This window comes from Corallococcus sp. AB049A, assembly GCF_003668885.1.
Classification (GTDB): Bacteria; Myxococcota; Myxococcia; order Myxococcales; family Myxococcaceae; genus Corallococcus; species Corallococcus interemptor.
Window position 1 is genome coordinate 1 of sequence record NZ_RAWL01000331.1, and the last position, 9,814, is coordinate 9,814.

Annotated in this window: 12 protein-coding genes; 9 read left to right on the plus strand and 3 right to left on the minus strand. The window is 70.9% G+C overall.

All coding sequences use genetic code 11. From position 1 onward, the window contains the following. Positions 1 to 187 precede the first annotated feature (187 nt). From atpD to D7X55_RS28630, 9 genes are all read left to right on the plus strand, one after another. A complete protein-coding gene (gene atpD / locus D7X55_RS28590; protein ID WP_120550077.1) occupies positions 188 to 1,633 on the plus strand; it encodes a F0F1 ATP synthase subunit beta in 1,446 nt (481 codons plus the stop codon). Positions 1,634 to 1,640: 7 nt separating this feature from the next. Further along, the gene (locus tag D7X55_RS28595; protein WP_120550078.1) at positions 1,641 to 2,198 is read left to right on the plus strand and encodes a hypothetical protein; all 558 of its coding nucleotides are present in this window, start codon (positions 1,641 to 1,643) and stop codon (positions 2,196 to 2,198) included. A 29-nt stretch (positions 2,199 to 2,227) separates the two neighbouring features. Then, positions 2,228 to 2,632 (plus strand): F0F1 ATP synthase subunit epsilon, encoded by a 405-nt coding sequence (locus tag D7X55_RS28600; RefSeq protein WP_120550079.1) that lies wholly within the window; start codon positions 2,228 to 2,230, stop codon positions 2,630 to 2,632. Positions 2,633 to 2,749: 117 nt separating this feature from the next. After that, entirely contained in the window at positions 2,750 to 3,019 is a 270-nt protein-coding gene (locus D7X55_RS28605; RefSeq protein ID WP_120550080.1) for a hypothetical protein, read from the plus strand. 426 nt (positions 3,020 to 3,445) lie between these two features. Beyond that, entirely contained in the window at positions 3,446 to 4,477 is a 1,032-nt protein-coding gene (locus tag D7X55_RS28610; RefSeq protein ID WP_120550081.1) for an ADP-ribosylglycohydrolase family protein, read from the plus strand. A gap of 184 nt (positions 4,478 to 4,661) precedes the next feature. Then, entirely contained in the window at positions 4,662 to 5,066 is a 405-nt protein-coding gene (locus tag D7X55_RS28615) for a phage holin family protein (RefSeq protein ID WP_120550082.1), read from the plus strand. Further along, positions 5,063 to 5,560, plus strand: coding sequence for a hypothetical protein (locus D7X55_RS28620; RefSeq protein WP_121724712.1), 498 nt, complete (start codon positions 5,063 to 5,065; stop codon positions 5,558 to 5,560). Before D7X55_RS28615 ends, D7X55_RS28620 begins: the two co-directional genes overlap by 4 nt. Positions 5,561 to 5,596: 36 nt before the next feature. Then, the gene (locus tag D7X55_RS28625) at positions 5,597 to 6,937 is read left to right on the plus strand and encodes a cytochrome ubiquinol oxidase subunit I (protein ID WP_233610123.1); all 1,341 of its coding nucleotides are present in this window, start codon (positions 5,597 to 5,599) and stop codon (positions 6,935 to 6,937) included. Further along, the gene (locus tag D7X55_RS28630) at positions 6,927 to 7,937 is read left to right on the plus strand and encodes a cytochrome d ubiquinol oxidase subunit II (protein WP_120550105.1); all 1,011 of its coding nucleotides are present in this window, start codon (positions 6,927 to 6,929) and stop codon (positions 7,935 to 7,937) included. The genes D7X55_RS28625 and D7X55_RS28630 overlap by 11 nt, the downstream gene beginning before the upstream one ends. Here D7X55_RS28630 and D7X55_RS28635 read toward each other — a convergent pair. The 3 genes from D7X55_RS28635 to D7X55_RS28645 form a co-directional block, all read right to left on the minus strand. After that, entirely contained in the window at positions 7,927 to 8,454 is a 528-nt protein-coding gene (locus D7X55_RS28635; RefSeq protein WP_120550085.1) for a hypothetical protein, read from the minus strand. The two genes, D7X55_RS28630 and D7X55_RS28635, sit on opposite strands and share 11 nt — an antisense overlap. A gap of 42 nt (positions 8,455 to 8,496) precedes the next feature. Next, positions 8,497 to 9,267: an SDR family NAD(P)-dependent oxidoreductase gene (locus tag D7X55_RS28640; protein WP_120550086.1), complete on the minus strand. Its 771-nt coding sequence runs from the start codon at positions 9,265 to 9,267 to the stop codon at positions 8,497 to 8,499. A gap of 57 nt (positions 9,268 to 9,324) precedes the next feature. Further along, positions 9,325 to 9,814, minus strand: a 490-nt coding sequence (locus D7X55_RS28645) for a class I SAM-dependent methyltransferase (RefSeq protein WP_147470244.1), incomplete at its 5' end; no start/stop codon positions are given.

The window sequence follows — 9,814 nt, forward strand, 5'->3', positions numbered from 1 at the left end:
CGCAAGGGACTGGCGCCAAGGACACCGCTCCGCTAAGCGGGACTTACGCAGGCGGACCCGGGAGGCTTGACCCTGCCGGGCACCCCCCGGTAAAGGGGGCCCGCCCACACCCCTCTTCGGGGTTCGATTTCCTGACGGGCGGCGGCGCCCCGGCCGCTCGCCACACGAGACAAGGCAGAGGAGTCCCATGAGCGCTCAAGTCCCGACGACTGGCAAGATCACGCAGGTTCTCGGCCCCGTGGTCGACGTGGAGTTCCCGCCCGGCGGGCTCCCTGAGGTGTACGCGGCCCTCAAGGTGACCAACCCCAACCTGGGCGCGGAGAAGGACAACCTCACCATCGAGGTCGCTCAGCACCTGGGCGAGAACACCGTGCGCTGCATCGCCATGGACTCCACGGAGGGCCTGGGCCGCGGCATGTCGGTGCGCAACACGGGCGCCCCCATCCAGGTGCCGGTGGGCAAGGCCACCCTGGGCCGCATCATGAACGTCACCGGCGAGCCGGTGGACGAGATGGGCCCCGTGAACGCCACCGAGTACTGGCCCATCCACCGCGCGCCCCCGCCGTTCACGGAGCAGGACGTGCGCGTGCAGATGTTCGAGACCGGCATCAAGGTCATCGACCTGCTCGCCCCCTACACCCGTGGCGGCAAGATCGGCCTGTTCGGCGGCGCCGGCGTGGGCAAGACGGTGCTCCTGCAGGAGCTCATCCGCAACGTGGCCGTGGAGCGCGGCGGCTTCTCCGTGTTCGCCGGCGTGGGTGAGCGCACCCGCGAGGGCAACGACCTGTACCACGAGATGCAGGACACCAAGGTCATCCAGACCGACAACCTGGAGAAGAGCCAGGCGGTCCTCGTGTACGGCCAGATGAACGAGCCGCCCGGCGCCCGCGCCCGCGTGGCCCTCTCCGCGCTGACCATGGCGGAGTACTTCCGCGACGTGGAGGGCCGTGACGTGCTCCTCTTCGTGGACAACATCTTCCGCTTCACCCAGGCCGGCTCGGAAGTGTCCGCCCTCCTGGGCCGCATCCCCAGCGCGGTGGGTTACCAGCCCACGCTCGCCACGGAGATGGGCGGCCTGCAGGAGCGCATCACCTCCACCACCAAGGGCTCCATCACCTCCGTGCAGGCCATCTACGTGCCCGCGGACGACCTGACGGACCCGGCGCCGGCCACCGCGTTCGCCCACCTGGACGCGACCACGGTGCTCAACCGCTCCATCGCGGAGCTCGCCATCTTCCCCGCCGTGGACCCGCTGGACTCCACCAGCCGCATCCTGTCCGCGGACGTGCTGGGCGCCGAGCACTACGCCGTGGCCCGCCGCGTCCAGGGCATCCTGCAGCGCTACAAGGAGCTCCAGGACATCATCGCCATCCTGGGCATGGACGAGCTGTCCGAAGAGGACAAGCTCTCCGTGGCGCGCGCCCGCAAGATCCAGCGCTTCCTGTCCCAGCCGTTCTTCGTGGCCAAGGTCTTCACCGGCAAGGACGGCCGCTACGTGAAGCTCCAGGACACCATCCGCGGCTTCAAGGAGATCGCGGACGGCAAGCACGACAACATCCCGGAGAGCGCCTTCTACATGGCGGGTGGCATCGAAGAGGTGCTGGAGAACGCCAGCAAGCTGGCGGCGGCGTAAACCTCCCATGCGCCTGACCGTCGCGCTCGCCCTGCTGCTCTGTGGTGCCGCGCCTTCCGCCCTGGCGGAGGAGCGCGGCAGCCGGGCACGGGTGAGCGCGAACGGGCTGTACAGCGTCCGCATGGTGGACGTGGGCGTGGGGAAGTGCCGGCTGGAGATGCTCAAGGAGAACGGGCCCCTCTGGTCGGCGGACGTGTGCGTGGGGACGGTGGATGACCTCTACTTCGCGTCCAACGACGGGGAGAAGGTCTGGGTGCTCTACCCGCTGGTGGAGAAGGGCAAGCCGCCCCCCAGCAAGGGCAAGAAGAAGGCGAAGGGCAGCAGCCTGGCGTGGGCGCGGGTGATGGTGGCGGCCCAGTTCGACCGCACCGGGCAGAAGCTCCAGGAGCGGCGGCTGACGGAGCTGATGACGACGAAGCAGCTGCCGGAGGTGCGGCAGCTGGCCCACCACCTCAAGTGGCTGGAGGGCACGCTGGGCATCCCGGGCAAGGGCCCGCGCCTGACGGACGCCGGGGTGTTGGAGTTCGAGCCGGTGGGCGCGCAGACCCAGCGGCTGACTTTCTGATGCGGTAGTGCGGTAGCACGAGGACCTTCATGGCCAAGCTGACTGTCGAGATCGTCACCCCCGAGAAGCGCATCCTGTCCGTGCAGGCCGACGAGGCCATCGTGCCGGGCGGCGAGGGCCTGTTCGGCGTGCGTCCCGGCCACACGCCGTTCCTGTCGCTGGTGGAGCCGGGCACGCTCACCCTCATCGAGGCGGGCAAGCAGGACCGCTACTTCGTGGCCGGTGGCTTCGTGGAGGTGAGCAACGACAAGGTGCTGGTGCTGGCGGACGCCGCCGAGCACGTCAACGGCATCGACGTCGCGGGTGCCCGCCGCCGCATGGAAGAGGCCCAGGCGCGCCTCAAGGACCTGAACAGCGCGGACGCGCGCTACGCGCTGGAGCAGGCCGCGGTGCGCCGCGAGGCCGCGCGCATCAGCGCCTCCGAGTCCCGCTAGGCGTTTCACGCCGCGGTATCCGCGAAGGGTGGAGTCCGAAGTCCCCGCTCATCCGGGGGCCCGGCGCTCCACCCTTTTCGTTTTCCCGGGGCTCGGACGAAGCATGATGCTCAAGCCATGAGCACGCCCGATTCGCCCGTCCTGGAGCTGTTCCACCGCATCGCGGATCCGCCGTCCGCCACCGCGCGCCGCTTCGTCGTGGACCACGCGCTGGAGGACCGCGTGCGCTTCCGCAACCTCACCTACGAAGAGGTGGAGAAGGACTGGCGCGAGCGCGGCGGCCACACGTCCCCCGCGCTGTGGGACGGCGCGCGGCTGCACCAGGGCGCGGAGGCCGTGGTGGCGCGCTTGATGGCGGTGGTGAACCTGGGCCGTGACGACGCGTGATCCGCGCGCGTCGCGCGTGCACGCCGCTTGGATGAAGTGAAGTCGCTCACGTCAAGGTGAACACCTGAGCCCGTGGGCACTTCACGCGCACGAAGCCACCCGTGCGTCCCTTTCGGTTCATGCGCAGCATTCGAAGTTGGACATGCACGCGTGCTCGCGCGTTTCAACGGGCTCGCCTGCTTGCTGAAACGCAGCGGGATGCGATAGCTACCGCGCCCCCGGTTGCGCCGTGGTTGCGGCGGAGGAGGCGGACAGTGGCGATGCGCGCGGTGCAATCCAGCGGGACCTTTCTTGTCCGGCGCTCCACCGTACCCGCCTCGTGCACGTCAAGGCCCCATGATCGATCCGCCATTGCGTCGCGCGCCCTCGCAGCGTTCATCTCGGTGCTCGTCCTTGGCTGAGGCTCGGGTAATCTCCGCCCCTCCGATGCCGCTGACTCCCGCAGACCGCCAGGACCGTTTTCACGCGGCATTCCTGGGGCTCGCCATCGGGGATGCGCTCGGCTTTCCGCTGAGGGGCATCCCCCCGGCGAGCCTGGCGCGGCTGCCCGGCCTGGCGGAGGACTTCGCGCCCCGGCCGCGCGGCAAGTTCGCCAAGGGCCAGTTCAGCGACGACACGCAGCTGCTCCTCGCCGCCGCGGAGAGCGTCATCCGCGAGGGCAAGGTGGACGGCCGCAGCGCGGCGCTGCACCTGGCGTGGCTGTGGCAGGAGGGCATCATCCTCCAGCCGCCGCGCAGCCTCTCCGAAGCGCTGCAACGGCTGGCCAGCGGCACGCCGTGGATGAGCGCGGGGGCTCCGCTCGGCACGAAGTGCCCGTCGGTGCTCAGCCGCGCGCTGGTGGTGGGGCTCTTCGAAAGCGGTCAGCGCGCGCGCCTGCCGCACGACGCGGGCGTGCTCACCGTCATCACGCACAAGGACCCCGTCTGCGCGGCCGCCGCGGCCGCGTTCGCGCAGGCCGTCGCGCTGGGCATGGAGGAGGAGGCCCTGACGCCCGCGGCCTTCTGCGAGGCCCTGGCGCTGTCCGCCGCCGTGCATGACAAGAATCTGGCGGAGGAGATCCGCCACCTGCCGCGGCTGCTCACCTGGGACACGCAGCGCGCGCTCAACCAGCTGCGCAAGGTGGGCGTGCCCCCCAGTGAGCTGAAGGGCGTGGACGGCCTGCCGTGCCACGTGGTGCCGGTGCTGCTCACGTCGCTGTACGCGACGCTGAAGGTGCCGCACGACTTCCGCGAGGCCGTGGTCCTCACGCTGCGCTGTGGCGGCGAGGCGGACGTGGCCGCCGCGCTCACGGGCGCCCTGCTGGGCGCGCACCTGGGCACCCGCGCCATTCCGGCCCGCCTGCGCAAGCAGGTGCTGTACGCGGAGAACCTGCTGGACACCGCGGACCGCCTCTTCCGGGCCCGCCAGGTGCGCGAGACGCTGGCCACGGCGATCGCGCACCAGAAGACCCGCCGCTAGCCGGACACCCCGCCTGGAAGGGCGGGGGCACCAGGCAGGCAGCCGGACGAGGCCGGGGTGTGCGGCGGGACTTCTCCCACACACCCTTCCTGACCAACTTCAGGGACAGACCGGGGACAGCTGGGACGCCGAGCAGGCGGCCGTCAGCGGTTCCCCGTGAAGTCATCCTGTCGGAGGCACGGTCGTGGACCTCGAATCGGAACGCCTGGAGCGCAGCCAGCTGGAGACGCTCTCCACCCCTGAGCTCATCCGGCACGCGCTGTCGGAAACCCGCCTGTTGGTGAAGGCGGAGGTGATGCACGCCAAGAAGGAACTGAAGCAGGAGCTGCAGGCAGCCAGGCTGGCGGGCATCTTCCTGGGCGCCGGGGCTGTCCTGGCCCTCACATCGCTGTCGGTGCTCTTCGTCGCGCTGGGCCTGGCGCTGCCCCTGGGTGAGGCGGTGGGCGTGCTCATCGTGGGCGCGGTGCTGCTGGCCGTGGCCGGACTCCTCCTGTTCCTGGGCACCAAGCGGATTCCCAAGAAGCCGCTGGTCCACACGCAGGAACGCTTGAAGACGGACCTTCAGATGACCCGGGAGACGCTGCAATGAGCCAGGCCTCCGAGACCGAAACGCACGCCGACCACGCCATCACCAAGCGCATGGGTGACCGCGAGCAGGTGGAGAAGACCGCGGACCGCATCCGCGACGAGCTGCTGCTCACCCTGGAGGAGCTGGACCGCCGGCGCGCCCGCGCCACGGACGTGCGCTACCACGTCAACCAGAACAAGGACCTGCTCATCACCGTGGGGGCCGCCGCCCTGGTGGCGGTGGGCCTGGGCGTGGGCATCGCCATCTACCGCGCCCGCCACCACGACGAGCGCGTGCGCCGCCTGCGCCGCAAGGCCCTGGAGCGCGCCTGGGCCCACCCGGACCGCGTGGCCACCAGCATCGAGGACAAGCCGCTGGGCGCGGAGCTGGGCCGCAAGGTGGTGATGATCTTCGTCACCTCGCTCGCCACCGCCGTGGCCCGCAACTCCATGCAGACCCTGGTGCCCTCGCGGACCGTCACCAAGGTCCCTGCGGACAAGGATAAGAAATCCTGAATGCGTAAAAAGCGGGCATAAAGCAGACTGATGTCCATGACGGACCTGCTCTATGCGCGCGCGCAGATGGGGCTCTCGCTCGCGTTCCACATCGTGTTCGCGGCGGCCGGCGTGGCGTTGCCGGTGCTGATGGTGTTGAGCGACCTGAAGCACCGGCGCACGGGGGACGCCGACTACCGGAAGCTCAGCGAGAAGCTGGCCAAGGGCACCGCCATCCTCTTCGCGGTGGGGGCGGTGAGCGGGACGGTGCTCTCGTTCGAGCTGGGCCTGCTGTGGCCGGAGTTCATGGGCCGCTACGGGGAGGTGATTGGCCTGCCCTTCAGCCTGGAGGGCGTGGCCTTCTTCACCGAGGCCATCTTCCTGGGCATCTACCTGTACGGCCGCGAGCGCGTGTCGCCGGGCCTGCACCTGTTCAGCGGCGTGATGGTGGCGGTGAGCGGCGCGGCGAGCGCGTTCTTCGTCACGCTGGTGAACACGTTCATGAACAACCCGTCCGGCTTCACGCCCACGCCCGCGGGGCCCACGGACGTGCAGCCGCTGGTGGCCATGTTCAGCCCCGGCTGGCAGTACCAGACGGCGCACGTGCTCCTGTCCTGCTACCAGGCCAGCGCCTTCGCGATGGCGGGCATCCACGCCTTCATCCTGCTGAAGCACCCGGGCGCCGCGTTCCACAAGAAGGCGCTGTCCATCGCGCTGCCGCTCGCGTGCGTCACCGCGCTCGCGCAGCCGCTGGTGGGGGATTTGTCCGCGAAGCACGTGGCGCGCGAGCAGCCGGTGAAGCTGGCCGCGATGGAGGCGCACTTCGACACGGAGGCGGGCGCGCCCTTGAAGGTGGGCGGATGGCCGGACGTGGAGACACGCACCGTCACGGGCGCCATCGACCTGCCGAAGGGGCTCTCCATCCTGGCGTTCGCGGACCCGGACGCGGAGGTGAAGGGGCTCAACGCGTTCCCCCGTGAGAACTGGCCGCCGGTGGCCAAGGTGCACCTGGCCTTCCAGGTGATGGTGGGCACGGGCAGCCTGATGGCGCTGCTCGCGCTGGCCACGCTGTGGCGCAGGTGGCGCGGCCGCGAGTGGCCTCACGGCAAGGGGATGATGCGCGCGTGGCTCTGGTCGGGGCCGCTGGGGCTGGTGGCGCTGGAGGCGGGGTGGCTCGTGACGGAGTGGGGCCGGCAGCCTTGGATTGTCCGGGACGTGATGCGCACGGGCGAGGCGGTGACGCCGGTGCCGCACCTGGCCGCGCCGTTCTTCACCTTCACGGCGGTGTACCTGTTCCTGGGGGTGACGGTGCTCTTCGTGCTCTGGCGGCAGGTGGCGGGCACGCTGCCCAGGGGGCCCGGCGAGGAAGTGGATGGCGGGGTGGCCCATGCCCACTGAGACGACGGTGCTGGGGCTCGCGGTGGCGGGCACGTTCGTGCTGTACGCGCTCCTGGGCGGAGCGGACTTCGGCGGTGGGGTGTGGGACCTGCTGGCGCGTGGGCCTCGCAAGGCGGCGCAGCGCGCGCTCATCGCCCGCGCCATCGGGCCGGTGTGGGAGGTGAACCACGTCTGGCTCATCGTCGGGCTGGTGCTGCTCTTCAGCGGCTTCCCGCGCGCCTTCGCGGCCCTGAGCGTGGCGCTGCACGTGCCCCTGACGCTGCTGGTGCTGGGCATCGTGTTCCGGGGCACGGCGTTCACCTTCCGCGCCTACGACACGCGCGGCGACGCGGTGGAGCGCCGCTGGGGCGTGGTGTTCAGCGTGGCGAGCGTGGTGGCGCCGCTCTTGTTGGGCATGTGCGTGGGCGCGGTGGCCAGCGACGCCATCCGCATGCAGGGGCACGCGGTGGTGAGCGGCTTCTTCGCGTCGTGGCTGTCGCCCTTCGCGCTGTCCGTGGGCGTGCTGACGCTGGGGCTGTTCGCGTTCCTGGCGGCCGTGTACCTCACGCACGAGGCGCCGGCGCCGGAGCTGGCGGAGGACTTCCGGCGCCGGGCGCTGGTGTCAGGCGGGCTCCTGTTCCCGCTGGCCCTGGCCGCCCTGCTGCTGTCGCGCGAGGGGGCGCCGCGCGTGTGGACGGGCTTGCTCCAGACGCCCTTCGCGCTGGTGCTGCACTCAGGCACGGCCGTGGCGGCGGTGACGGCGTTCGCGCTCCTGTGGACGCGGCGCTTCCGGGCCGCGCGGGTGGCGGCGGCCACGCAGGGCGGGCTCATCGTCCTGGGGTGGGCGGTGTCTCAGGCGCCGTACCTCGTCTACCCGAACCTGACGCTCCAGAGCGCCGCGGCGCAGCCGGGGGTGCAGCGGCTGCTCCTGGTGGCGCTGGTCGTGGGCCTGGTGACGGTGGTGCCGTCGCTGGTGCTGCTGTTCCGCGTCTTCGGGCCCCGGGGACAGGCTACGACTTGAGCACCGGGAACAGGGGCGGGTGCACGACGCGGGGCTTCTCTTCGCCCCGCGCCACCAGCACGCGGGCGCCTTCGAGCAGGTCCTCCGACTCCAGGGCCTCCACCACGGTGCGCGCGGCGGTGTCCGGGTCCATCACGCGGCAGTGCACGCGCATGGTGCCCTCTTCCGTCTCGCCGCCCTCCACCTCGCCGTTGCCTGTCCAGCCGAGCGCGTCCGTGAGCAGCTCCTCCACGGCGTTGCGCTGCTCGAAGTCGTGGCCGGTGCCCTTGCCCTGCACCGAGTACTCCACGAGCAGCACGGACATGGCGTCCGGCTCGGGCTCGTCGTAGCCGGCGTCCACCAGGCTTTCAGCCTCCTGGGCGATGACCATGTCGGGGTCCTCGTCCGGGGGGACGGGGACGGTCTTCTGCTCGCCTCCGTCACCGACGGTGCCCCAGTGCACCGTGACGACACCCTCGTGCTCCCACGCTTCCCAGTAGCGCAGGGTGTCGCCGTCCTTCTTGTAGAGCTTCAGCAATGCGTTGGCCTCATTCGCGCGGACTCCATACCGCAACCGGGCCTAGTAGGCACGGCCCTGGCCGCCATCCACGGGGAGCGTGGCGCCCGTCACCCACTTCGCCCGCTCGGAGCAGAGGAAGGCGACCACGTCCGCCACCTCTTCAGCCGTGCCGAAGCGGCCCCAGGGAATCTGCTCGCGCACCATCTTGGCCACGGCCTCCGGGTCGTGCTGCTGGCGTCTGTCCCAGCTGCCGCCAGGGAAGAAGATGGAGCCCGGGGCCACGGCGTTGACGCGGATGCGATGGGACGCCAGGTCCACGGCCATCTCCTTGGTGAGCGCGATGAGGCCCGCCTTGGCGGCGCTGTAGGGCGCGCTGGTGGCGTACTCGCGGCCGAAGATGGAGCTGATGTGCACGATGCTGCCGCCGCCAAGCTGGCGCATCACCGGCAGCGCGCGCTGGCTGCACCAGACGGCGGACATCAGGTTGCGCTGGATGACGTCGTTCCACTGCTGGGTGCTGGCCGCGTCGAAGGCGCCCGCGCCGCCGCTGCCGCCCACGTTGTTCACCAGGATGTCCAGCGAGCCGAAGGCGCGCACCGCGGAGTCCACCGCCAGGTACGCGCCCTCCTGCGTGGCCACGTCCGCGACCACGGTGGCCACCTGGGCGCCCTCGGAGCGCAGCTCCTTCGCCAGTACCTCCAGCGGCTCCAGGTGGCGCGCGCACACGCACACCCGGGCGCCCTCGTGCGACAGCACCGTGGCGATGGCCCGCCCGATGCCCCGGCTGCTGCCGGTGACGAGCGCTGTCTTTCCCGTGATTCCCAGTTCCATGCCGTCCCTTCTACCGCCGCGCCGGGCCGGGTGGGGGACGGGATTCACCGCGGGCGTTCAAAGGCGTTCGAAGACGTCCAGCCGCCAGGTGCCCTCCATCTCGCCGCGCAGGTGGCGCAGGTGCCTGGGGGCCAGCTGGCGGAAGGCGGCGTGGACCTCGTGGCCGCTGCAGCGCATGTCGCGCGTCTGGCCGGTCCAGTGCACGAGGACCAGGTGCCCGCCGCGCTCCAGGTGCTCCAGGATGCGCTGCTGCGCGAGCGCCAGCTCCGTGAGGCTCCAGTACGCACCGCGCCCGGACATGAGGGTGAGGTCGAAGGTCCCCTCGGGGTAGCGGTCCGGCACGCTCATGCGCTCGAAGCGCACGTGCGGCAGGTGGCGGCAGCGGTGGATGGCGCGGGCCTGGGCGGACTCGGAGGGCTCCAGGGAGAGCAGGGCGTCACAGCGCTCCTGGAGCTTCTCCGTGAGCAGGCCGGTGGCGCCGCCAATCTCCAGCGCGTTGCGGTAGCGCGCGCGGGGGAGCGCATCCAGGGTCACGTCGTCGCGGCTG